General features: G+C 42.0%; 18 protein-coding genes and 1 other RNA gene. 8 read left to right on the forward strand and 11 right to left on the reverse strand.

Annotation, left to right across the window (positions count from 1 at the left end):
* Positions 1-307: 307 nt before the first annotated feature.
* The gene (locus tag HXY43_RS18275) at positions 308-1,039 is read left to right on the forward strand and encodes a TPM domain-containing protein (RefSeq protein ID WP_290885694.1); all 732 of its coding nucleotides are present in this window, start codon (positions 308-310) and stop codon (positions 1,037-1,039) included.
* An 80-nt stretch (positions 1,040-1,119) separates the two neighbouring features.
* On the opposite strand, the gene HXY43_RS18280 is transcribed toward HXY43_RS18275, so the two are convergent.
* The 3 genes from HXY43_RS18280 to HXY43_RS18290 form a co-directional block, all read right to left on the reverse strand.
* The gene (locus tag HXY43_RS18280; RefSeq protein WP_290885755.1) at positions 1,120-1,503 is read right to left on the reverse strand and encodes a DUF4346 domain-containing protein; all 384 of its coding nucleotides are present in this window, start codon (positions 1,501-1,503) and stop codon (positions 1,120-1,122) included.
* Between the two features lie 108 nt (positions 1,504-1,611).
* The gene (locus tag HXY43_RS18285; RefSeq protein WP_290885758.1) at positions 1,612-2,787 is read right to left on the reverse strand and encodes a GNAT family N-acetyltransferase; all 1,176 of its coding nucleotides are present in this window, start codon (positions 2,785-2,787) and stop codon (positions 1,612-1,614) included.
* A gap of 230 nt (positions 2,788-3,017) precedes the next feature.
* Complete coding sequence (locus tag HXY43_RS18290) at positions 3,018-3,710, reverse strand: RibD family protein (protein ID WP_290885761.1); 693 nt, start codon at positions 3,708-3,710, stop codon at positions 3,018-3,020.
* 289 nt (positions 3,711-3,999) lie between these two features.
* Between HXY43_RS18290 and HXY43_RS18295 the strand changes: the two genes are divergently transcribed.
* On the forward strand, positions 4,000-6,102 hold the full coding sequence (locus HXY43_RS18295; RefSeq protein WP_290885696.1) for an ATP-binding protein: 2,103 nt from the start codon (positions 4,000-4,002) through the stop codon (positions 6,100-6,102).
* Here the strand turns inward: HXY43_RS18295 and HXY43_RS18300 are convergent.
* From HXY43_RS18300 to corA, 5 genes are all read right to left on the reverse strand, one after another.
* Positions 6,059-7,144, reverse strand: coding sequence for a Gfo/Idh/MocA family oxidoreductase (locus HXY43_RS18300; RefSeq protein WP_290885699.1), 1,086 nt, complete (start codon positions 7,142-7,144; stop codon positions 6,059-6,061). The genes HXY43_RS18295 and HXY43_RS18300 overlap by 44 nt on opposite strands.
* A 106-nt stretch (positions 7,145-7,250) precedes the next feature.
* The gene (gene rnc / locus HXY43_RS18305; RefSeq protein WP_290885764.1) at positions 7,251-7,982 is read right to left on the reverse strand and encodes a ribonuclease III; all 732 of its coding nucleotides are present in this window, start codon (positions 7,980-7,982) and stop codon (positions 7,251-7,253) included.
* A 93-nt stretch (positions 7,983-8,075) separates the two neighbouring features.
* Positions 8,076-8,504: RNase P RNA component class A (gene rnpB / locus HXY43_RS18310), an RNA gene on the reverse strand.
* A gap of 111 nt (positions 8,505-8,615) precedes the next feature.
* Positions 8,616-9,326, reverse strand: a complete 711-nt coding sequence (locus tag HXY43_RS18315) for a hypothetical protein (RefSeq protein ID WP_290885703.1) — start codon at positions 9,324-9,326, stop codon at positions 8,616-8,618.
* Positions 9,327-9,467: 141 nt separating this feature from the next.
* Entirely contained in the window at positions 9,468-10,634 is a 1,167-nt protein-coding gene (gene corA / locus HXY43_RS18320) for a magnesium/cobalt transporter CorA (RefSeq protein WP_290885706.1), read from the reverse strand.
* A 351-nt stretch (positions 10,635-10,985) separates the two neighbouring features.
* On the opposite strand from corA, the gene HXY43_RS18325 reads away from it, so the two are divergent.
* The 3 genes from HXY43_RS18325 (at position 10,986) to HXY43_RS18335 (ending at position 15,917) form a co-directional block, all read left to right on the forward strand.
* Positions 10,986-12,845 carry an NAD(P)H-quinone oxidoreductase subunit F gene (locus HXY43_RS18325; protein WP_290885719.1) on the forward strand — a complete coding sequence of 620 codons (1,860 nt, stop codon included), beginning with the start codon at positions 10,986-10,988 and terminating at the stop codon, positions 12,843-12,845.
* A gap of 114 nt (positions 12,846-12,959) precedes the next feature.
* Entirely contained in the window at positions 12,960-14,462 is a 1,503-nt protein-coding gene (locus HXY43_RS18330) for an NADH-quinone oxidoreductase subunit M (RefSeq protein ID WP_290885721.1), read from the forward strand.
* Between the two features lie 132 nt (positions 14,463-14,594).
* Entirely contained in the window at positions 14,595-15,917 is a 1,323-nt protein-coding gene (locus HXY43_RS18335; protein ID WP_026734795.1) for a CO2 hydration protein, read from the forward strand.
* Between the two features lie 643 nt (positions 15,918-16,560).
* Here the strand turns inward: HXY43_RS18335 and petJ are convergent.
* The 3 genes from petJ to HXY43_RS18350 all read right to left on the reverse strand — a co-directional run bounded on the left by petJ (position 16,561) and on the right by HXY43_RS18350 (position 18,840).
* The gene (gene petJ / locus HXY43_RS18340; RefSeq protein WP_026734796.1) at positions 16,561-16,896 is read right to left on the reverse strand and encodes a cytochrome c6 PetJ; all 336 of its coding nucleotides are present in this window, start codon (positions 16,894-16,896) and stop codon (positions 16,561-16,563) included.
* A 163-nt stretch (positions 16,897-17,059) separates the two neighbouring features.
* On the reverse strand, positions 17,060-17,557 hold the full coding sequence (locus tag HXY43_RS18345) for a GNAT family N-acetyltransferase (RefSeq protein WP_290885738.1): 498 nt from the start codon (positions 17,555-17,557) through the stop codon (positions 17,060-17,062).
* 113 nt (positions 17,558-17,670) lie between these two features.
* The gene (locus HXY43_RS18350; protein ID WP_026734798.1) at positions 17,671-18,840 is read right to left on the reverse strand and encodes an RpoD/SigA family RNA polymerase sigma factor; all 1,170 of its coding nucleotides are present in this window, start codon (positions 18,838-18,840) and stop codon (positions 17,671-17,673) included.
* 824 nt (positions 18,841-19,664) lie between these two features.
* Here HXY43_RS18350 and priA point away from each other — a divergent pair.
* From priA to kdpA, 3 genes are all read left to right on the forward strand, one after another.
* Positions 19,665-22,304, forward strand: a complete 2,640-nt coding sequence (gene priA / locus HXY43_RS18355; RefSeq protein ID WP_290885745.1) for a primosomal protein N' — start codon at positions 19,665-19,667, stop codon at positions 22,302-22,304.
* Positions 22,305-22,461: 157 nt separating this feature from the next.
* Positions 22,462-22,662, forward strand: a complete 201-nt coding sequence (locus HXY43_RS18360) for a hypothetical protein (protein WP_290885749.1) — start codon at positions 22,462-22,464, stop codon at positions 22,660-22,662.
* An 809-nt stretch (positions 22,663-23,471) separates the two neighbouring features.
* The gene (kdpA, locus tag HXY43_RS18365; RefSeq protein WP_290885752.1) at positions 23,472-25,157 is read left to right on the forward strand and encodes a potassium-transporting ATPase subunit KdpA; all 1,686 of its coding nucleotides are present in this window, start codon (positions 23,472-23,474) and stop codon (positions 25,155-25,157) included.
* Positions 25,158-25,239 lie beyond the last annotated feature (82 nt).

A 25,239-nucleotide genomic window follows, 5' to 3' on the forward strand; every position in this document is an offset into this window, starting at 1 on the left:
TGGGAATAAATCAAACTATGTTACGAAACATAAACACGCTTGAAAGCTTTAACAATGACCAATGACAAAGGACAAATGACGATCTTAACTAGTTAGCTTTATTTGTGCTGACCTACTTAATTAAAGGTTCGTAGTGAGAACTTTAGTCCTCAAAAAAGGGCTAAAGCCCTTACTACGAACTTTTTATACAGAAAAATATTAAATTGATTGAGCTTCCCACAAAAAACCAGTTGAAAGACGAGACTTGGTCAATACTTGTGTAGTATTTTTGGTGAAAGCACGTCTTTATATCAACATAATCAATCCGATGAAACAGCTCCTCAACCAAGTATTTAACTGGAAAAAACATATCCAATGGCTAATTCTGCCACTGGTAATGATGATTCTGGTTTCTGGCCTATTTGCCACACCTGCTTTCGCTACAGGTGTGTATCAAATCCCCAATCTCACACCCAATACCTGGGTTGTGGATGAAGCTGAAGTCATTAGCCGCGCCAATGAAGCTAAAATTAGCAGTAGCTTGGAGGAATTAGCTAAGCAAACCGGAAATGAAGTTAGATTTGTTACCGTGCGTCGCTTAGACTATGGTGAAACACCGGAGAGCTTTACTAAAGCATTGTTTGAAAAATGGTTTCCCACAACAGAAGCGCAAGCAAATCAAGCTTTATTGATGATTGATACCGTTACTAACGGTAGTGCCATTATTACTGGTGAGCAAGTGAAGTCTTTGCTGAAGGACGAAATTGCTAAAAGTGTTGCAGATGAAACCCTCATGGCACCTTTGCGAGACGGCGACAAATACAATCAAGCGTTTTTAGATGCTAGCGATCGCCTAATAGCTGTGTTGTCTGGTGAACCAGATCCCGGCCCTCCCCAAACTGTTGAAAAAGTGCAGGTAGAAGGCACCTTTAAGAAAACAGAAGCAGAAGAAAAAGGTAACGCTATTGCTTGGGTAGTAGGGCTTTTAATTGCCGCCACGATTATCCCGATGGCAACTTACTACATTTACCTGGCTATTCAACCATCTTCTAATGGGTAGTGGTTAGTGGATAGTGGTTAGTGGTAAAAAAGCAACTACTAACTACTAACTACTAACTACTAACTACTATCAACCAACAACTAATCTTGAACATACTCTTGCCCTGTCACTAAAGCAATCTCAGCGCGGACAAATTCTCGACCCAAATAGGCCGCATGATCTAGCTGAGTTACTGGACAGGGCTTTGTTTCTTCAAAAATCCGAACGCACAGTTCTTTTGCTGTCCTCCCGGTAAATACTGTTGTGTGAGTTCGTTCTACTTTTCCCCGTGCGGGAATCACTTTCCCTGTTTCTGGATCGACAGCTAAACCACGCTCATCAATTACATTTGTGAAATGCTTGGCACAAATTAACCCAGTTTCTCGCTCCAAATAAATAATGAAGTAGCCACTGGGATCAAGGTCAAGATGGCGATGAGAAAGTTTATCATCTATTGCTGCTAACTTTTCCAAATCCAAACCCATAGTCACGATCAAAATCAACTTTGTTTAGGGATGTTTTATCCCTTCTCAAGTGTAATTCTTATCTTGCTCAGCACCTTCTGTTGTTTATGTAGTTAGTTTTTCTTAACTTCATTTCCGACTAAACGGCAATTCTGCATTTATTGCCTCAATTTCTTGCTGTTCCAACTCGTTCACTTCATTAATGTAAGCACACAAAATTTGTTGCAAACGATTGTTGTAAAAACGGTGCAAACTGTGGTTAGGCATTGCAAGAAAACCCCGGCGTTTTTTGTGTCGTCCGCCAGCACCAGGATCAAAAATTTGGATATTGTTAGCGATCGCCCACTCAATCGGGGCATAATAGCAAGCATCAAAATGCAAGCAATCTATTTCTTGAAAACTACCCCAATAGCGCCCATACATCCTGTCGCCCTTATACAGACAAAAAGACATCCCGAATGGCTGACGCCGATCTTGTTCGCTATATGCGGCGAAAAATAACACGCGATCGCGATAATTATCGTGTAGCTGCTCAAAAAATCGCTTCGTCAGATACTTGCTACCCCACCAGCCAAACTTATCGCAGGTGTCAGCATAAAATTCATACATCAGCCCAAACAATGACTTAGGGATTTCATCCCCTGTCAAAGCTTGCAGTCGCAAACCAGCTTTCTCGACTGCTTTGCGTTCGCGCTTAATATTGCGGCGCTGATTAGCATTAAATACTGCCAAGTAATCATCAAAGGTTTGAAAGCCAAGATTTTGCCAAATGTAACTGTGATGCAACCAAGCAGTAAAACCTTGGCGTTCTAAAACCGGACGCCATTGCGGATCTACATAAAGAAAATGACAACCAGAAATGCGGTGCTTTAAGCAGAAAGCATCAATTTCATAAACCATCATCGCGGCAATTTCATCTTCATCTTCCCCGGCTGCAATTAAAAATCGATAGCCTTCGGTTGGAGTAAACGGTGTCATCCCCAGCAGTTTTGGGTAATAGTCCATACCGATGCGTTGTGCTAAGTCAGCCCATTGGTGATCGAATACAAATTCGCCATAACTATGGCCTTTCAAGTAAAGTGGAGCAGCAGCAATGAGTGTTCTGTCTCGCCATAGAGTCAGGTGATTTGGCAACCAACCAGTTTTGGCTGTGGCGCTACCAGATGTTTCCAAGTTGTTTAGCCATTCCCACTCTAAAAACGGGGTTTTGAGTGGCAACGCTAAAGCATCCCAGGCTGTTTGGGGGACTTCGGCGATTTTGTTAATCCAAGCAACAGAGTAGCGAGGCTTTAGTTGTTCCACCATCGCGGGCTTCCGAAACAAAAATTAAAGACAGCTTTACTTAAAGTAATCCAATCTACTAATAATTGCAGCAAATCACTAGGAGGAGTGGGCATTGGGGATTGGGCATAGTTAACAACCACCAACCACCAACCACCAACCACTAACCACTAACCACTAACTACTAACCAATGTACAGACGTGCCATGGCACGTCTCTACAACCACTAACCACTAACTACTAACCACTAACCACTAACCCTCTCCACGAGAAATTCGATAGTGAAGAAAGACTTCTTGCTCAACAGTATAAACTTCTACTATTTGCAGCCGAGGGGCTAACTGTGGTGGAAATCCTCTGCCTTCCACTGGTGTGGGTGCATTCGCACCGCCTATAATCAACGGACAGACGGTTAGCCAGAATTCATCGATTAAATCTAATTCCAACATTGAGGCAACTAATTCACCACCGCCCATTACTATCAATTGTGCTATACCCAAAGTTAATAGGTGTTGTGAGGCAGCGGCAATATCAATTTTTCCTCTTGAAGTTTCAAAGACTAAAATCTGCTCAAATTCCGGGCGTTTTTGCCAAAAAGCTGCCCCTGTGGTTGTAGTAAGCAACCAACGCCTCACTGGCTGCTGAAAAAAACGAATTTCCGGATCTAGGTTAGCAGTGTGTGTAATTACTATATGAATCGGCTGGGGAGGTTTACCAGCCTGTATTCGTTTTTGCAGCAATTGTGGATGCGATACGGTTAGTGTTGTACCATAAGCTCTGAGAGTACCAGCACCAAATAAAGCCGCATCAGAGGCAGCAATTTGTTTTTCCAGGTGTGCCTTATCAGTTTTTGAGCCAAATCTAGCTGGCGATCGCGTAACATCTGCTATCTTGCCATCTGCACTCATGGCCAAAACTACAGTAGTATGAGGTCGGTGTTGCACCATTGCTTGTTTCAATAGTTTTTATATATATTTACTGAGTGTTTATTCTCAAAATCCATGATGCAGGCAAACCCCTGTTTACAACAGACCTTACAACTTGATTGGCATGGAATCGGAGTTGCGATCGCAACTAGTTGCTCTCAATATTTAAATACTATCTATTTGTTTGCTATTAAACTGTTTTTTAGTTTAAAATTTTTGGCAACAACAAACATTTATAGCTTAATAATATCAACTAGTCTAATTGCATATCGTTGCTATTGTGGTTTGCATATGCCAAGTGAGAGTGCCAATGGCTAAGCAGCGTCAATCATCCTTTCGGCGGATTTTAGTATCAAAGATTTTGCTATTGTCTGTTCCAGTTTTGTTAATAGGAGAAATTGTAGCTTATAAAAAAGCACGCAATAGTTTGCTAGAAACTGCTCGTCAAAATTTAACCGAAAGTGCCATTATCAAGGGAGAAAAAATTGTCGATAGAATTTCTACTTTAAAAAGTAACTTACTAATTGCTACTCAAACACAGATTATTCAGTCAGGAACACCTGCCCAAATCCAGCAATTTCTCAGTCGGCTAGCGCAACAGCAACCCATACAAATTGAGTGCATACAATTAACAAATCACCAAAGCAGTCAAATTGTTGCCACAACTTGTGGCGACGAACCAATTGGTGAATGGAAATCTTCTTTCTCCAATGCAGAATTTACGGTGGAAACAATATTGCCACCAACTCCAGGAACAACTGGCAAAAGAAATACACAAAATAAACTGGAATTATTATTATCAGCACCTGTCTATGATCGTGCTGGTCGATTACGTTATATCTTGAGTCTGAAGTCAGCTTTATTATACGAACAAACGAATCAAAAACCAGGGTTGTTGACAGGTTCTACAGTAGTTATTGCTGAAGATGGGACAATCTGGGCACATCCAATCGCGAGTTTGATTGGGACTAATATTGCTCAGCATATAGATGCTTCCAGACTCAAAATGATCGTCAAAAATGCAATTGCAGGAAAACAAGATTCTCTGCATTTGTTTTTTGGAACAGATGGGAAAGAATTACTAGCTGGTTATACCGCGATCGACATTCCCCTAATTAAAGGACAGCAGCAAAAATGGGTGATTTTAGCGGTTACTAGTCTGGACAATGCTTTGTATGATTTAAAGCAATTCAAACTCATTCTCGTTGTTTTGACAGTAGGTTTAATTAGCGCAAGTGTGTTGGCTTCTTTATATGTAGCTCGTTGCCTAGCACTTCCCGTTGAAGAACTGCGAGACTATGCTTTGAATCTCCACAGTCACCACACAGCACAACCAGTTCCAGGTAATTTCAAAATCCGGGAATTCAATCAACTTGCACAAGCACTAGACCAAATGGTAGAACGACTTAAAGCTTGGGCAGAGGAAGTGGAAAGATCATGGAAAGAAGCTAAAACAGCTAACCAAAGTAAAAGCCAATTTTTAGCGACAACTTCCCATGAATTGAGGAATCCATTAAATATTATTATTAACTGCGTTCGCGTAGTTCGAGATGGTTTGTGTGATGACCGAGAAGAAGAATTAGAGTTTCTTAAACGTGCTGATGACACAGCAATTCATTTACTAGGCATCATCAATGACTTACTCGACATTTCTAAAATAGAAGCTGGTAAACTATCGGTATCCTTAGAACCAATTGACCTCCAAAAAATACTCAAGGAGGTAATTAATTTACAATCAGTAAATATTCAACAAAAAGGCTTGCAGTTAAATATTCCTCAGCAGATGAGCGAGCCAATTTTGGTGAATGCAGACTCAGCCAAGCTGAAACAAGTATTGATTAATGTCATTGGCAATGCAACTAAATTCACTGAAGAAGGCAGCATCACAATCAGCACAGAAATTCAAGATATTGATCGTAAATCTCAGGTGACTGTCGCAGTTCGAGATACAGGTGTGGGTATCGATCCCGCCCAACAACAAAAACTATTTCGTCCGTTTGTAATGGTAGATGACGGTACTACACGCAAGTTTGGCGGTACGGGACTGGGATTGGCGATCTCACGAAACTTGATCGAACTTATGGGAGGCAGCATTACTCTGGAGAGTAATGGGATCAATCAAGGTACGACAGTTAAAATTACTTTACCTTTAATAAATGTCTCTCAGGAGAAAGAGGAAGTAGGGAAGGCAGCACCTTGCGGAAGTCTTTCTCCCCAACCCGATTGTGTGGGAACCCCAAAGTCCCCGAACCCGATTGTGTGGGCACCCCAAAGTCCCCCAACCCCATGCCATGAAGTAGAGGAAGCCAAGGAAGAGGTAAAAAGCGAAATTGTTCCTATATCCTCTCTCACTCTAGACTCAAGAGTCACTACCGATTTTTGTCCAGAAAAACAAGTTTGCCACCCTGGTTGAGAGATTCTGTAAGGGCAGTGAGAATTTCTACTAACTCTGTGCCTACCCAGCCAGATGAAACCATGCAAGGAGTGTTGCTGTGGACGCAGCGAAGAAAGCGATCGCAAACTCGTTTTAATGGTTCACTTGTTTCTATTTGCAAGACTTGTTGCCTTTGATTTACAGGCATAAATTTATTTCCCTGCACTTCAAATTCACCATGCATCACAGTTAAAGGTGATGTGGCTGACATTTCATCAAAAATCAAACAGCCACGACTACCCACAACTGCTAGCCGTCGCTGTTTATCTGGATTGAGCCAACATAGGTGAATATAAGCTTGAAAACCATTAGGGTAAGTTAGTGTCACCCAAACCAGATCGGAAAGAGAGGGAGTCCCTCTCCCAGACGCGCCATGGCGCGTCTCTACATTTCTCCCCACTCCCGACTGTAGCCACACCCTACCCATTGCTTGCACGCTCACAGGTTTTTGTCCCAGCCAGGTATTAAATATAGCAATGTCATGAATGGCTAAGTCCCACAGTGCATCAACATCTTGGCGGACTGGCCCTAAGTGGGTGCGACAGGCATAGCCGTAGCGTAAATTACCTAAATCTCCTCCCTCAACTACAGCGTGTCCCCGCTCAACTGCTGGATGAAACAAATAGGTGTGGTCAACCATGAGTTGCCGTTGCTGTTTTTCTGCTAATTGACAGAGTTCCCAGCATTCTCTTGGGTCTAAAGTTAAAGGTTTTTCTGCTAAAACGTGGTATCCCCAATTTAATGCATCAGTAGCTAGGGAGTAATGAGTACTAGCTGGTGTAGCAATTACTACTGCATCTAAATTTGCTAGTTGCTTTATTGCTTGCCATTCATGTGTAAATAGTATCTCGTCATCTATATTGTTGATTGAAATATAGTGTCGTTTTATTGTTGCCAAATGTTCTCGATTTGGGTCTACTACTGCTACAACTTTTGCTTGGGGATGTTCTAGAAAATTTCGCAGCAAATGTTTGCCCCAGCGTCCAACTCCAACAACAGCAATATTAATTTTATTAGTCATTAGTTGTTTGTTAATAGTCATTGGTCATTGATCATTTGTCATTGGTCACTACCAAATGACCAATGACAAAGGACAAATAACAACTAACTGATTATCAGCTTATTTATTACCTTTCGAGTTCAGTGTTTTTATGGGGATCTATTGTTAAAAAAGCAACTTTTGCTGCTGCTTGTTCGGCGGCTTTGATCGAGCGCCCCTTGCCTTCACCAAGCTTTTGTCCGTGCAGCCATACTTGAGCAATGAAACGCTCTTGATTGTTATGCGGTTGACTGATTTCTACAACCCGATATTCTGGCAAAACTTTAAACTGAGCTTGAGTCCATTCTTGCAGGGCAGCTTTGTAGTTAAGTCTGGCTGGATCGAGGCGAATTTCTGCTGCTAGTTCTTTGAAGTGAGGGTCTAGCCAAGGACGGATCAGATCTAAATTATTAGTGCTGAGGTAAAGTGCTCCCAGAACTGCTTCAAAGGCATCTGCTAGTCTTGACTGTTGACCAACTTTATCAGCAGTAGCACTGCCAGCAACAAGTAAGTATAGTTCCAAACCATAGGAGCGAGCTAGCTGAGCGAGAATGCGATCGCTTACCAACACCGAACGAATTGCTGCATAATCCCCTACTGGACAATCTGGGTAATTCTCCCACAACACAATCGCCGCCACCAACCGCACCACTGCATCTCCCACAAATTCGAGATGTTCATAATTTGCCGACTCCGAGACAGTGGGATGAGTCAATGCTAAGTCCAGCAGGTGCCACTGAATCGGTGCTTCTGCTGGCAAACCGAATTTTCTGACTAAACTTTCAAGTTGTCGTTGACGGCGTGGATAAGCGAGGGTCATTAGTATAGTCACTAGTCATTAGTCATTGGTCATTGGTCATTAGCCATTAACTTTGAATAAAGGACAAATGACAAATGACAAATGACAAAATTAGGGAGAGAGTCGGTAGTAAGCCGGGTTCTGTTCTCTTTTGTAGAGGGCGGTTATCTATCTGGGACACCTGTTACCAGGTGCCTCAAGCGGCTCTTTTTCGCGGAACTGGTAAAAGACCAACCATAGTTCCATCTGCCTTGCTCCCAACCGGGGTTTACCGAGCCACGACCTCTCGGTCGTGCTGGTGCGCTCTTACCGCACCTTTGCACCCTTACCAATTTTGTCCTTTGTCATTTGTCCTTTGTCCTTTGTTTTTTACAAATGACTAATGACTATTGACAAATGACTTATTGGCGGTATGTTTCTGTGGCACTATCCTCGCGATCGCTCGCACTGGGCGTTACCCAGCAAGTTTGGTCTTTCGGGAGCCCGGACTTTCCTCAAACCAGTCATAAACTGACTAGTCTGCAACCGCCTACGCCAACTCTCTCCTTATATCCAGTGTAGTCTTGGATGGCATCGCTGATTCAAGTAGGTATCACCAGCTGCTTGTGAAAATAAGCTTTTCCCTTCCCTTTTGTCCCTTTTTCCAATCAAGAATCATCGTCTTCTATTCCAAGGCATGGCGTAACTCCAAGGTAATTTTTTAACTATGAAGGGACAATTGATAATACACAGGGGTGGTTTATTTTCACCAGGAGCCAGACCTACTCGCAATTCGGATATCCTTAATACCAATTGCAAGGAAAATTCCAGTTCCACTTTCCTTTCTATAAAGTTTCTGAATAAAATTCTTTGTGCTTTGACTGGACTTTTTTCCAAGGCACTGATATTAATCAAAGGAGTATTAGTTTGGTATGTTTTTGTTAACTCATCAAGCTTGAAAACATCTTCAGCTGTCACCGCTGCTGACAGCGTTTTCGTGGGAGCGATTAGACTAGGGCTTTGCGGTACGCCTAAATCACGAGTCAGATCTGGTGATTTCCTAATAACTCGCCGCGATTGTTTATTATATTCAACTACCAAAGAGCAATTGTCCCAGTCTACGTATAGAGCAAGATTCTTAGATTTATTCTCAATATTTACAGTTAATTCTTTTAACTCATCAATAAAGTGTGAAGGACTAAGTTTAAAAGATATACCAATATCATCTTGGAGGTTTTGATCTTTCAGTTGTTCATCGACGGCTGCTTTTTGAAAGGTAAACTTAATTTTATCGTCGATGGACTCGATCATCTTTGTAAATGTATATGTGACGCCGATAATATATAGCGTCAAAAAAATTAAATTACTTTCGTTTCTTGCTACCATAAATATTAACTCCTTCTAAATATTTTAATGTGTGAATGCTGACCAATATACAGCTATATAACAATTCTCTTTGAGTTAGGAACTGTAATGCTGAATTCACAAAACTAGATTTATTAGATAAACATGTTTGGCTACCAAAAATCATTTATAATTGCTAGAATTTTTACTCTTGTCAATGATTGAATCATTTGTCATCCACCCGCTTCGCCAAAAAATTAATAACAAGCTAATAGCAATTATTGCCATCAAAGCCAAACAAACAGGATAACCCCAATACCAATTCAACTCAGGCATATTATATGGTGATTTCTCTGTATTAAAGTTCATCCCGTATATACCAGCAATAAAAGTCAAGGGAATAAATATTGATGAAACTACTGTTAGCAGTTTCATAACTTCATTTGTTTTGTTACCTAAAGATGAGAGATACATATCCATTAAACTAGATGCAATTTCCCGATAATTTTCTACCATATCCATCACTTGCACGGCATGATCGTAACAGTCTCGCAAATAAACTCGTACCTCCTCACTGATTAGTTCACTGCGGTCTTGAATTAAGGAATTAATCGCATTCCGTTGAGGCCAAATAGCACGACGCAGTTGCAGTAAATCTCGTCTAACTCTATATATTTTTTTTAGCGTTATGCGGGTAGGTTTCATGATGACTTCTTCCTCTAAATCTTCAATCCACTCACCATAATTTTCTAAGACTGGAAAAAAGCCATCAATAATTGCATCTAAAAGAGTGTAAGCTAAATAATCGACTCCTTGCTTGCGGATGATGCTTTTATTTTTAAAAATGCGCGATCGCACTGATTCAAAGCAATCCCGTTTTGGTTCCTCCTGAACTGTCAGCAAGTAATGTTTTCCCAACACTAAACTTACTTGCTCGCTATGAAAGCCATGATTTTTTTTCTTCTTTGGCATCACCATCCGCGCAATAATAACTAATTGGTCTTCATAATCCTCTACCTTTGGACGTTCCGGCACATTAACTATGTCTTCTAACACCAAAGGATGTAAATCAAAAACCTGACCCAATCTTTGCAAAATATCTTCACTACCTAAACCACTTACATCGACCCAACTTACCGACTCAGTATCTAGATAAGGAGCACACTCTTCTGGGGTTTCTACTTGCTTATGGATGGCATCAGTTTGGTTATAGTCGATTAACACTATTGTTGACGGTGGCGCATCTGCATCAATGATAATGGTTCCCGGTATAGTTCCAGGTTGGTGATAGAAGTCGTCTGTATCTGGCTTAGTTACTGCTGAAGGTTGGTGACGATTTTTTTTAGCCATGATTTCTTGCTGATGAGTCAACTGTCAATGGATCGGACAAGGGAGGGGGGAGAGTGAGAGAAGAGGAAAGACGAGAAGAGAGATAGAAAATTTATGTTGCAAGATTATATGCAACATAGATTTAACGTAATAGTAACTATTGAAATCAAATATATAAGAATTTATTAGAGCAAGCATCGCTTAATTGTCTATATCAAGTAATTCCCTTTTGAGACACATAAAGCTAATCTATTTTTAATAAGATTAAACAAAAATTAATTTTGCTTTCATTTTCATACCTGCGTTGTCTGGAAGTAATGGTTGCATGTTGACAACCGCTCTTTGTTTTGCTGCAAATCTAGAGGTGAGTTAATGGCTCAGTTCTTGCTTGAGACCGTTTGGTTAGTACCTTTATATGCCTTGATCGGCGGGCTTTCAGCGGTTCCTTGGTCGCCGGGAATTATTCGGCGCACGGGGCCAAGACCGGCGGGTTATGTCAATTTAATCATGACATTTATTGCATTTGTTCATGCGGCTTTGGCATTTCCAGCGATTTGGAATCAGCCCGCCTATCAGGTATCTATACCTTGGTTGAGTACTGCCGGTTTAAACCTTTCCATTGATTTAGAAATCTCTTCAATCAGTGTTGGCGCAATGGTTGTGATTGCAGGCTTAAATTTGCTAGCACAGATTTACGCCATTGGCTACATGGAGATGGACTGGGGTTGGGGACGCTTCTATTCTCTGTTGGGAATGTTTGAAGCTGGATTGTGTGCCCTTGCCCTGTGCAATAACTTATTCTTCAGCTATGTAATTTTGGAAGTCCTGACTCTGGGAACCTATTTGTTAGTTGGGTTGTGGTTCAGCCAACCTTTGGTAGTTACGGGTGCTAGAGATGCATTCTTAACTAAACGGGTAGGAGACTTATTTCTGCTGATGGGTGTGTTGGCAATATGGCCTCTAGCAGGAACTTGGAATTATACGGAATTAGCAGAGTGGGCAGCTACTGCTAACGTCAACTCGACACTGATGGCACAGGTAGGTTTGGCGCTAGTTGCAGGGCCGATGGGTAAGTGCGCCCAGTTTCCTCTGCATTTGTGGTTGGATGAAGCAATGGAAGGGCCCATTCCCAGCACAATTTTGCGTAACTCAGTAGTAGTTGCCAGTGGTGCTTGGGTGTTAATTAAATTGCAACCTGTTTTCAGCCTCTCGCCCATAGTTTCCTCTGCAATGATAGGTATTGGTGCGGTGACTGCGGTGGGTGCTTCCTTAATTGCGATCGCCCAAGTTGATATTAAACGCTGCTTATCTTATTCTGTTAGTGCTTACATGGGTTTGGTGTTCATCGCCGTAGGTACACAGCAAGATGAAGCAGCGCTGTTACTAGTACTCACCCACGCTTTGAGTGCAGCGCTGTTGGTGATGAGTACAGGTGCCGTTGTCTGGAACAGCATTACCCAAAACATCACGCACTTAGGCGGACTGTGGTCACGCCGTCCGGTATCTGGACTAGCTTATGTAGTCGGAATTTTGGGGTTAATTGGTTTTCCGCCCTTGGGTAGTTTTTGGGCATTGCTGAAACTGGCGGATGGACTGTGGGCAACTAAACCTTGGCTAGTAGGAGTAATAATTGCCGTAAATGCTTTGACAGCTTTTAGTTTAACGAGGGAATTCTGTCAAATCTTTGGTGGCAAACCCAAGCAAATGAGTGAGCGCTCGCCCGAAGTTAGCTGGCAAATGGCGCTACCCATGATTATTTTGATGGGCTTTACCCTTCATCTTCCCTTAATTTTGCAAAGCTTATCACTTCTACCCAGTTGGGCAGACCTAAATAAAGATGTCGCACTACTTCTAATGTGGTCGAGTATTTTCGGTTGTAGCATCAGTGGCGTAATTTATCTGGGCAATGTGCCAAAACCGATTCGCCTCCCCTGGAAAGGTTTGCAAGATTTGATTGCCTACGACTTTTACACCCCCAAACTTTATCGGATGAGTATTGTTTTGAGTGTTGACCTTATTTCTAAACTAGCCGATATTGTTGACCGCTTCGTAGTCGATGGCATTGTTAATCTGGTTGGTTTAGCTTCTATCGGTGGTGGCGAAGGTCTTAAGTACAGCACCTCCGGACAAACCCAGTTTTATGCTTTTACCGTATTGCTAGGAGTAGGTGTTTTAGGAATATTTGTTACGTGGCAATACTGGGGAAATCAGGTTTTAGAAATGATGTTTTAATTTCGCGAATGGTTAGTGGTTAGTAGTTAGTGGTTAGTGGGAAATACAACAAACTACTAACTACCAACTACCAACTACTATCTACTATCTACTATCTACTAACTAACAATTACCATGTTAAGCGTTTTAATTTGGCTGCCAATTTTTGGAGCTGCGATTATAGCATTATTACCTGGAACTATTCCTGCCAATCGTGTTCGTTTAGGAGCATTATTTTGTTCTGGAATAGTTCTGCTGTGGAATCTTTTTCTCTTACTTAAATTTGACATCAACAATCCAGGAATGCAATTACAAGAGTATTTACCCTGGAATGAAACTCTTGGTTTGAGTTATCAGCTAGGAGTCGATGGAATTTCTATTTTGTTGCTGGTTTTAAATAGTCTGCTCACTTGGATTGCTATTTACAGCAGCAGTCGGCAAACTGAACGCCCTCGGCTTTTCTATTCCCTGATTTTATTTGTTAGTGGAGGGGTTGCCGGTGCTTTTTTAGCAGAGAATTTACTGCTTTTCTTCCTGTTTTACGAACTAGAATTAATACCCTTTTATTTGCTAATTAGCATTTGGGGTGGTGAAAAACGAGGCTATGCTGGGATCAAATTCCTGATTTATACTGCTGTTTCAGGAGCTTTAATTCTAGCTACCTTCTTGGGCATTGTCTGGTTGACTGGTTCCTCCAGCTTTAATTATGATGCGCTTTCTACCCAAGCCCTTTCTACAACATTACAAATCATCCTGCTAGCAGGAATCTTACTAGGTTTTGGTATCAAAATTCCCTTAATTCCCTTGCATACGTGGTTGCCAGATGCTTACGTAGAAGCTTCTGCCCCTATTGCTATTCTTCTTGGTGGGGTGCTGGCGAAGTTGGGCACATACGGAGTTTTGCGGTTTGGGATGGCGCTATTTCCGGAAGCTTGGAGTATTCTGGCGCCAACTTTAGCAATTTGGGGTGCAGTTAGTGCAATGTATGGTGCAGTAACTGCGATCGCTCAAAAAGATATCAAGCGGATGGTGGCATACAGTTCCATCGGTCACATGGGCTACATCCTCCTAGCTGCTGCTGCTAGTACACCCCTCGCCCTCGTCGGTGCAGTTGCCCAAATGGTTAGCCACGGTATTATCCTTGCAATTCTCTTCCACTTAGTAGGAGTCGTAGAAGCCAAGGTTGGAACCCGCGAGTTGGATGTCCTCAATGGTTTAATGAGTCCCATACGCGGTTTACCCCTGACTAGCGCCCTACTAGTTTTAGGCGGCATGGCTAGCGCGGGTATTCCCGGTATGACAGGGTTCATCGCTGAATTTATCGTCTTCCAAGGCAGTTTCTCCGTCTTTCCCATCCCCACTCTATTATGTGTAGTGGCGACTGGTTTAACTGCTGTCTACTTCGTTATCTTGCTTAACCGCACCTGTTTTGGCAAACTCGACAACAATCTCGCCTACTATCCGCGAGTGCAATGGCATGAAAAAATGCCAGCCCTGATCTTAGCAGGCTTAATCTTGTTCTTAGGAGTACAACCCACCTGGTTGGTGCGTTGGGCTGAACCAACAACAACGGCGATGGTTGCAGCAGTTCCTCCTTTGGAAAAAACTGTCAATCCTCAACTAGCCCTCAAAGAATGAGGAGGAGAGTAGAGGAGTGGAGGAAAAAATAATTCTTTTAACTTTTGACTTTTGACTTTTGACTTCCAAGGCAGCGGTACTAGCTTTTTTGTAGTGTTGAAAAAATTGTGATTTATTTAAGGGAAATGATAAATGATACAAACCGCAGATAAACTTACAACTAAATTACCGCCTTCTACTCATGAATTTGCAGAAGTAATTCACCGCTTAGAAGCAGGCGGTTCAATGTTACCGGATACGCCAGAAAATTTGATGCAAATTATCGGCATTTATAAAGCTTATGCAGTGCCGATGGATTTCTACTGGCGCGATTTGCTTTATATTGCCGAACAGGTTTTTTTAGATCCATTTCCCTTTTTTAAATATTTCATTTCTAAAGAGTATTTAGAGCGGCATAATCATTATGCTGGTGATGACGCCGATTTACGAATTTGGCGCGGTGAAGCGACTGCCCATCCGGAACTGTTGGCATTTATGGAAAAGGGCGAAACTTTCAAAATGCCAAAGTTGTTCCATCACTGGTTTCACGATCGCATCAATATGGAGTTTGCCGAAGCTTGTATGCGGGCGATGCTTTGGCATCGACATATGTACGCACCAGTGAACCAATTTGACGCTTATCTGGATAGTGAAGAGTACAAAGCAAATGCCGATCGGGCAATTAAGGCATACTTCAAAGGTAATCCCTTAATGCTGGGACTTTACAAACTGTTTCCAGATATGTTTTTGGAGCAGTGCCGCCAGATGTCTTACTACGCTAATCTCGGTTTGTTCTGGGAAGTCATGGCGCCGGTTTTCTTTGAAATGTCAGACATCTATGACGAAGGCGGATTTAAAGGCGTCCCCGATGCCATGAATTTTTTGGTGAATGGAATTTTTGCGATCGCCGGTCGTCCCATTTACCATCATGTTTATATTCGTGGGGAATGCTACGAAATTATCCCCAAATCTAAGGGTTTCACCTGGCTTTACGAAGCGGCATTGCCCTACGTAGAAGCTGTTTTCTATCGTACTGCTCCTTTCCGGGGTACAAAGTCTTACAATGCTCAAGCGAGGCAAGTTCCCGATCGGCAAGAAGATTTCCACTATGGTATTTTATATGCAGACGTATTTCCTGTTGGGACTGCGGGCATCCCACCAACACTTTTGATGCAAGATATGTTGCATTTCTTGCCTCAATATCTTGTAGATTATTACAAGCAATATTGCCGGGGTGAAGATGATATGTTGATTCAGTTGGGAATTAGTTTCCAACGCTCAATGTACAATGTCACTTCTGCGGTAATTCAAGCTTTGCGAACTGCGCTTTTATATCCATTAGACGATCCAAATCCCAAGCATTTACAAGCTAATCGGGAATTTTTTGAAGCGCAGTTAAATCGTTTTTGTCGCCCTGAATATGATATGCGTGATGCTGCTCGTCTGCGACAAATTCAGAGGCAGGATTATAGATGATCCCCCCAACTCCTCTTAAAAAGCAGGGCTGTTTCATTCCACAAGGGCAAGGAGTTTGTCAATCTCATGTTTAGAGAAATCTTTGGGCAGTTGTGATGGAAGTATGACCATTTCGGCGGAGTATATTTAAGAAGCACATTTTTCGGGAGTTCTAAAACCCATGCTGTATCAAGATTCTAAAATGTGCATCTTAAGAGCTTGCAGTGAACGCTTTAGACGCGGATTTGGCATGAAACTACTAGTCTAGCAAGTCAACTTTGCTAGGTTCGTATAGGAATCCGGTTTGATGATTGAAAAAATCTAAGTACACGTAGGGTGTGCGATCGGCGAGAGTACGGCACCAAAAACATAGAATGGTGCGTTACGCCAAAGGCTAACGCACCTACGTACTACGTATCTTTTCAAAAATCAAATACTAGCCCTATAGTAAGCACTAAGCGTACTTAATTGAGCCCTAAAGCGCTCACTACAAACACCGCAAAGTTCGTGTGGTTAACTACTACAGACAATCACACATAAACCAATTTATCTGTGTGTGTATGTGTGCTTCTGTAGTTTCAAATACTCATTCAGCTAATTTTTGCAAGAGGCGAAATTAGGTAAGTTTCTTCCCTAATTTCTAGCCTCTAATTGCCCATCCCGATTATTTCCAACCTTTATCAGCTTGTTCTAGCACGTAGGCTGCTACATCCTCAATCTGTTCTGGTTTTAAACGACCTTTAAAAGCAGGCATAGCATTTTTGCCATTTGTCACTTGAGCAATAATTGCCTCCATTGAGTACATCCCGTACTTGTCCAAGGCTTCTTTTTTCAAGTTTTTATCTGCTTGAACTAGGTTCTTACCAGCAGTGTGACAAGCAGCACAATTGCTACCAAAAACTTTGGCACCACTAGCAACATCTGCTGCTAAAGCAGGGCGATTGAAGGCAAGGGTTAAGATGGTCATGCCAAGCAATAATACTGACAAAATCTTTTTCATTCCGTGTTTCCTCTCCAACAAGACTTAACAAGTCCATAGTCCTTACCAATTCTCGGATTCACGGCTTTTGTTCGTCAAAAGACAGGATGTCAAAGTTGGATAATGGTTAGTGGTTAGTGGTTAGTGCTTGGTAGTTAGTAGTTAGTAGTTAGCAGTTATTCTCCTACTCTCCCCATCTCCCCAACTCAATCAACGCCTCTCCCGTGACGCGACAAATTCGCCAATCCGGTAAAATTGATGCTCCCATACGGCGATAAAATGTTTGGGCTGGCTCGTTCCAATCCAACACACTCCACTCTAAACGTCCGCAATCTCTCTCTACTGCTATCTGAGCAAGTTTAGTCAACAAAGCTTTGCCAACACCTTTGCGCCGATATTCTGGTAATACAAATATATCTTCAAGATATATTCCTGGTTTTGTGAGGAATGTTGAATAATTATGAAAAAATAGGGCAAAACCTACAGCTTGCCCTGTATATTCTGCTAGTATTGCTTCAGCATATTTAGGGGAGCCAAATAAATGCTCCTTTAAGGCCGAAGGGTTGCCAGTGACAGCATGAGATAACTTTTCGTATTCTGCTAGCGCTTGAACTAAGTCAAACAGCGCACTGCAATCACTTGGTTCGGCCAGTCGCAATATTAAATCGCTACGCGAAGTCATTAATCAAGAGTCCATAGTCAATAGTTCATAGTCCATAGTCCATAGACGTTAATACATAAGTCAATAGTTTAAGGTTCTTAACTTTTGACTTTTGACTTTTGACTTTTGACTTTTTAAACTAGCCAACCCTTTAAGCGTTTAGCTATGTGGGGACGCCGCAGTTTTCGCATGGCTTTACTTTGAATCTGTCGTACTCGCTCGCGGGAAAGATTGAACATGTTGCCAACTTCTTCCAGAGTACAGGGTTCGCTGGTTGTCAATCCATATCGCAGTGAAATTACATCTTTCTCCCTTGGGGTAAGTACATCGCCCAGTACTTCCCAAATCTCCTGGCGCATCATGCTTTCATTCATTTTTGCCTCTGGAGATAGGTTATCGTCGTCTTCTAGCAAATCCATCAATTCCGTATCTTCTTCTTTACCAACACGGTGATTGAGGGATAAAGCTTGACGTCGTAGTTGTTGCAGTTGACGTAATTGTTGTGGCGGAATTTCTAAACATTCCGCCATTTCTATTTCGTTGGGATTGCGTCCTAGCTTTTGTTTGAGTTCTCGTTGTGCTTTCTTAAGTTTGTTAAGTTTTTCAACAATATGGATGGGCAAGCGAATTGTGCGTGCATCGTTAGCGATCGCCCTTGTAATAGCTTGTCTAATCCACCAATAAGCGTATGTAGAAAACTTATATCCTTTATCTGGATCGAACTTTTCTGTGGCACGATTTAAACCCATTGCCCCTTCTTGGATTAAATCTAGAAAAGGCACTCCACGATTTAGATATCGTTTGGCTATTGATACTACAAGGCGTAGGTTAGAACGAATCATTTTGCGTTTCGCTACCCTGCCTTGATACAAACGATTTTCTAACTGCTTTTCTGTTATTTCTAAATGTTCTGCGACATTTGCTTTGGTAGGTTGATATCCTAGATTGTCTCGTAAGGAAGCTTGTATTTCATTTACTTCCTCTAAAAATCGCACTCGCCGCGCTAATTCTACTTCTTCATCTGGTTTAAGCAAAGGGTAACGCGCCATCTCTTTAAAAAACGCGCCCACAGCATCATCATATTCGGTTTTGTTGTATCCCGAAGGTCGTGCTGCTGCCATTGCATCCCCATCGCGTCCATCTATTTCCAGATTTTCTACAATTGGGGTTTCTTCATCTACTACTGCGTCTAAACCATCAAGAATTTGTTCTTCATTTTCAGCAGCATTTTCTATTATTTCCATTGTTCCCAATTCAGCAATATTCATAGCTTCTTGTAGGGATTGTTGCTTGGTTTCATACATAATTAGTGACAGCTGCTCTAAGATGCTTTTTAGTTTTTATAAGTTACAAATGCACCTGTTTTATGGTAAAAACTATTTTCTGCTAACTTTAGACCATCCCGAACATCAGTCTTTGCCTATCATTACTCAAGTTCACCGAACATAACAAGAGGAAACACTATTGGTGACTTGATTTTGTTAGTTACAGATAGATACATTTCCTCAGAAATGTTGGAAGTTGTAATTCCAACTTCCATCTTCAATTCGGCTATCCATACTATTCCTCATTTTTTTTCTCAATTACAAACTATGTCAAACCCCCTCAATCAAAATTGCTCAAACTTAACAAATATAAAACTTATTCTAGTTAATTCTAAATTATTAAATCTTCATGTATTTTTTTAAGCTAATTTACTTGTCATGCATTGCTATTTCTTGAACATAACAGAATCTTACTGATGGGGTTGTAGATACTTGATAACTTTCCCCAGCAAAAGGCATGGCAATCCCTTGCTTGATAAAAAGCATCTCATATACTGAGAGCATTTAATATCTATCAATAGGGAGAAAAGCTCCCTTACCTATTTAGCATACAGAGAAAAATAACTTGAAAAAGGCAGAAGAGATTGATTTTGTCCGGTCTGGTTTAAATACGTATTACTGCATATAGATAAAATTAATTCCTTTGCTGGAATTACATAAGAGGAAACTTATCAAGTATTATGTCTGTTGACAGTATTGCGAACTACATTTTCAACGTCGTAAGACAGACAGTTATAGTTTAATGAGCAAAGAAATTTTCAGCAACTAGGAAAGATAAATATCTATCTATAAATTGAGGAACTATGTATATTAATGACCTAAGTTTACCTCCTTTGGTCGTTGCCCAAGCCGGAGAATCGTATAACCATAACACGAATGAAAATCGGTGGATTGAAGTTCTAGTAGACTGTCCAGGAATTGCAAAAGAAGCTGTAACAGAACCAGAAGAAGGAGAAAAGGAAGAAAAACTATATACCTATCGATTGCCAGCAGGGTTAGAAGTAAAACTAGGGGATATTTTAAGTGTGCCATTTGGCAGGCAACTAGTGGGAGGAATAGCTATTCGTTTGCTGGCTCAACCCCCTGCTAATCTTGCACCCGCAGAAATTAGGGATGTAGAAGATGTTATCCATCCGAAATTTTTTCGAGAAAGCTACTGGCAATTACTAGAAAGGGTGTCGCAGTACTATTACACTCCCCTAATCCAAGTCATTCGCACTGCTTTACCACCAGGGTTGTTAGGGCGATCGCAGTCTCGTCTGCGCCTCAAACCAGAAAATATTCCCAGCGGTGCGAATGAATTTGTTGGTTTAGCAGCCCGCGAAATTCTCAAAATCCTCCAGTCTCAGGGTAGTGGAGACTATAGCTTTAAATTCTTGAGACGCCAGATCAAAGGGTTTGATCGGGGCAAGAAGCAATTACTCCAACGCGGTTGGGTGGAAACTTATATAGAAATGCCCAGATATTCCCGCCCCCAGACTAAACCAGTAGTAACGTTAATTGTCAGCATACCGCCCATCGATCTCAATAAACGTCAACGAGAAATTTTGGAAGTGCTAAGGCGTCATGGTGGTGAATTGTGGCTTTCGGAGTTCCTGCAAATTTGCAACACAACTACCCCTACCTTAAGGAGGCTAGAGGAGAAGGGCTGTATTGTCATTGAAGAACGGGAAATCTTACGAAGCGATCGCGGCCCAACAGTAACAGCAGATCAACCAAAATCTTTAAGCCTCGCCCAGTCTCAGGCATTGTCTACGATCAAGGAACTAGATGGATATGCCACAGTACTGCTGCATGGCGTGACTGGTTCCGGGAAGACAGAAGTTTATTTACAAGCGATCGCTCCTTTACTAGCGCAAGGTAAATCCGCCCTCGTCTTAGTGCCGGAAATTGGGCTTACACCCCAGCTAACCGATCGTTTCCGCGCCCGGTTTGGCAACAAAGTTAGTGTTTACCACAGCGCCCTCTCAACGGGAGAACGTTACGACACCTGGCGGCAAATGCTCGCAGGGGAACCCCAAGTAGTCATCGGGACGCGCAGTGCTGTTTTCGCTCCCTTGCCCAACTTGGGCTTAATTATATTAGATGAAGAACACGACAGCAGCTTTAAACAAGATTCTCCCATTCCCACCTACCACGCTCGTACTGTTGCTCAGTGGCGGGCAGAATTAGAAAATTGTCCCTTAGTGTTGGGTTCAGCAACGCCATCGTTGGAAAGTTGGATGAGCGTCAGGGAAAACGGACAAGGAAGCAATATTTCTCCCTTGTCTTTTCCCAATGCCCAATCCCCATTGCCCCTAATCCCCACTCCCTGTGGTCGTGGGGGCCCCGAGTTCCCCAATCCCCAATCCCCCACTTCTCATTACTTGTCTCTTCCAGAACGCATCCACTCTCGCCCTTTACCACCAGTAGAAGTGGTGGATATGCGGCAAGAGTTGCAGCAGGGAAATCGTTCTATATTTAGTAGATCTCTACAAGAAGCTTTGCAACAATTGAAACAACGGGGTCAGCAGGGAATTTTATTTATCCATCGACGCGGACACAGTACTTTTGTGTCTTGCCGCAGTTGTGGATTTGTACTAGAGTGCCCGCACTGTGATGTATCGCTAGCGTACCACCACACTGAAGAAGGAGCGCCGCAAATGTTGCGCTGTCATTACTGCAATTATGCGCGATCGCATCCCAAAAATTGCCCAGAATGCAGTTCCCCTTACTTAAAATTCTTTGGTAGCGGTACGCAACGAGTCGCACAGGAGTTAGCAAGGCAATTTCCCGAATTGCGTATTATCCGTTTTGATAGCGATACCACCCGCACCAAAGGAGCGCACCGTAACCTACTCAGCCAATTTGCCAATGGCGAAGCAGATTTATTAGTGGGTACGCAAATGCTCACCAAGGGATTGGATCTACCACAGGTGACACTTGTGGGAGTTGTCGCCGCTGATGGTTTGTTGCATTTATCTGATTATCGTGCCAGCGAACGAGCGTTTCAAACCCTAACTCAGGTAGCTGGACGTGCTGGTAGAGGTGAAGATCCAGGAAGGGTGATTGTGCAAACTTATACCCCAGAACATCCGGTGATAGAAGCGGTACAAAATCACGATTATCACTCTTTCATTAATGCAGAACTAGAACAACGGCAAGCGCTGAATTATCCTCCCCACGGCAGGTTGATTTTATTGCGGTTGAGCAGTTTAGATCCAATTGAAGTAGAGAATACAGCCCAGGCGATCGCAACAGCTTTGTCGCAACAGCAAGATTTAGATATATTGGGCCCGGCACCAGCTAGTATTTTACGGGTAGCAAATCGTTATCACTGGCAAATCATGCTGAAATTTGCCCCCGATGCATTACCGCAGTTACCAGACTGGGAACAAGTGCATCAACTTTGTCCGAAGTCTGTGAGTTTGACTATAGATGTAGACCCTATCAATATGATGTAAATGTTGTTGGTTATTTGTTGTTGGTTGTTTGTTGTTTGGTATTTTTCCAACCAACTACTTTACAGGCGAACGTAACAGCGCCCCTACTAACCACCAAGCACCAACCACTAACCACTAACTACCAGCTAATAAAAAACAAAATTTGGAGGTAAAAGTCATGGGCAAGAAAGTTGTCATTGTTGGCACTGGCCCTAGTGGAACTCTGCTAGCTAAGAGTATTCTGACAATTTTGCAGCAGCTATTGAACACTTTACTATTCGCCGTCAGCCAGATGTTAATGCCTTGGTGGAACTCAGCGACTATATTTTTCCCTCATCTAAGATATTATTCATTGAGTTTTTGTTGCGGCAAAGAATAGCCAAAATTTTACACAGCTTATTTCTCCAACGCTTCCTACCTTCGTTTTTTGAAGTGATCTCTGAAGACACAATTGCCTATTCCCAGATTTTGAATTACTACAAAGGCTGGATATCAAAAGTAAAAAAATCAAACGAAAAGTTCTCAGCAAGTGCGTAGAGAATTTACACCTGATGTGAATTATTTTTTGAAAATTGACCATAGATAAACAGGGGACTAGTACCGCTGCCTTGGAAGTCACGCATTCACGCATTCAAAAAGCTTCCTGTTGTAGGCTTTTGTCAATTTGGAATAGTAGTTTTATTTCCGCCACTTTGTACTAGGGATTAAGAGCACAAGGAATTAAGCTTTCTCTCTTGTCTTCTTTAACTATTTACTTTTTTTATGAGCATTCTAACCACATACGCCTATCAAATTCGCTATGTGACATTTGATATTTATATGATAGATTATGTTGTGTAAATTAATACTAACTCATGTATTATTTTGAGTATAATAACTCAAAAAGGAGGGTTATTTATTTCAAAGTAGCAAACATCAATAATAGATTGATTGCGAGTAAAAATTATAATAATATAACTCATGGGAGATAAACAATGTGAAATTTTAAGTATTCTTACAAAAGAATTCACCTAAGAATAATCTGGAAGTTAGTAAGAATCATAACTAGTCAATGCAGATTGAGAAGTTGAGGTGATGAGATATCACTCAATTGCAGGAAATCAATAAATTTAGAAGAAATCAAGCGTTATTCATAAAATTGGCTTTCTAGTAGTGAAGCCGAACAAACTATAATTCAGCATCAAATACATGGCACAAGGTTTTTTGCAAATTGGGTTAACGCTTTGTATTTTAATCGCAATTACTCCTTTTTTTGGAAAATACATAGCACGTGTATTCTTAGGCGAAAGAACGCTGTTTGACTCCGTATTGAATCCGATCGAGCGAATTATTTACATATTAGGCGGTGTACGTTGGAAACAGGATATGACCTGTTGGCAGTATATCCGAGCAGTGCTAGGCAGCAATTTCTTGATGGGCGTTGTTGTTTACTTGATTTTCAAATATCAGGGATATTTGCCTCTCAATCCGATGAATTTTCAAGCACCTAGCTGGGACTTAGCACTGCACACAACAATTTCATTTCTAACGAATACCGACCAACAGCACTACATTCCTGAGACAACTTTAAGTTATTTCAGTCAAACAGCAGCTTTGGGCTTTTTGATGTTCACCTCAGCCGCAACTGGGTTAGCAGTAGGTATTGCCTTTATTCGCGGCTTAACAGGCAGACCGTTAGGAAATTTTTACGTAGATATTACCCGCGCGATTACGCGGATATTGCTGCCAATATCTTTTGTAGGGGCGATCGCCTTAATTATCTCAGGCATACCGCAAACATTACTTGCACCTGAAATTGTCACCACTTTAGAAGGATCAACCCAGTATATAGCCAGAGGGCCGGTGGCATCTTTTGAGATGATCAAACTATTGGGCGAAAACGGTGGTGGTTTTTTTGCTGCTAATTCTGCCCATCCCTTTGAAAATCCTAATGGCGCTTCTAACTTAATCGAAATGATCGCCATGCTTTCAATTCCGGCGGCGTTGATTTACACCTATGGATTGTTTGCGAAGAACATCAAACAAGCTTGGCTGCTTTGGTGGATGGTATGTGTGATTTTTTTGATTTTAGTGGGTATAACAGCGATCGGCGAGTATCAAGGCAATCCTCTGGTTAATGCCACTTTGGGATTTGAACAACCAAATTTAGAAGGTAAAGAAATCCGCTTTGGCTCAATCATGACTGCGTTTTGGGCAGTAGCCACCACTGCTACCATGACTGGTGCTGTCAACGGTATGCACGATTCCCTGATGTCAACTGGAGGTTTCTCTACCTTATTAAATATGTTCTTACAAATCATTTGGGGAGGTCAAGGAACAGGAACCGCCTACCTGTTTATTTATTTAATTATCACTGTATTCTTGACAGGTTTGATGGTGGGACGCACTCCAGAGTTTTTGAGGCGAAAAATCGAGAAGCGGGAAATCGTTCTGGCCAGCGTAGTCTTACTGATTCACCCAATAGCGGTTTTGATTCCCAGTGCCATTACCTTGTACTTTCCACAAACCTTGGCTGGTATTACTAACCCTGGTTTTCACGGTATCTCCCAAGTCGTTTACGAATATACCTCAGCAAGTGCGAATAATGGCTCTGGCTTTGAAGGCTTAGCAGATGGTACTCTGTGGTGGAATTTAAGTACCATTCCCAGCTTACTGCTAGGGCGCTACGTTCCGATTATTGCCATGCTGCTGTTAGCTGACAGTATGGCTCACAAACAAACAGTACCGGAATCTCCAGGCACGCTCAGAACTGATACTCTGCTATTTACTAGCGTCACAGCTGGCGTAATTTTGATTTTAGGTGTACTCACTTTCTTCCCTGTTTTGGCTTTAGGCCCAATTGCGGAAGGATTTAAGATCGCCGGCGGCAGCTAGCAAACATAGGAGAAGGAAATATTAGGAGGGGGAGAGAGGGAGAAGGGGAGAGGGAGAAATTAAGAGGGGGAGAGGGGGAGAA

Source organism: Fischerella sp., from assembly GCF_013388695.1.
Taxonomy (GTDB): domain Bacteria; phylum Cyanobacteriota; class Cyanobacteriia; order Cyanobacteriales; family Nostocaceae; genus PCC9605.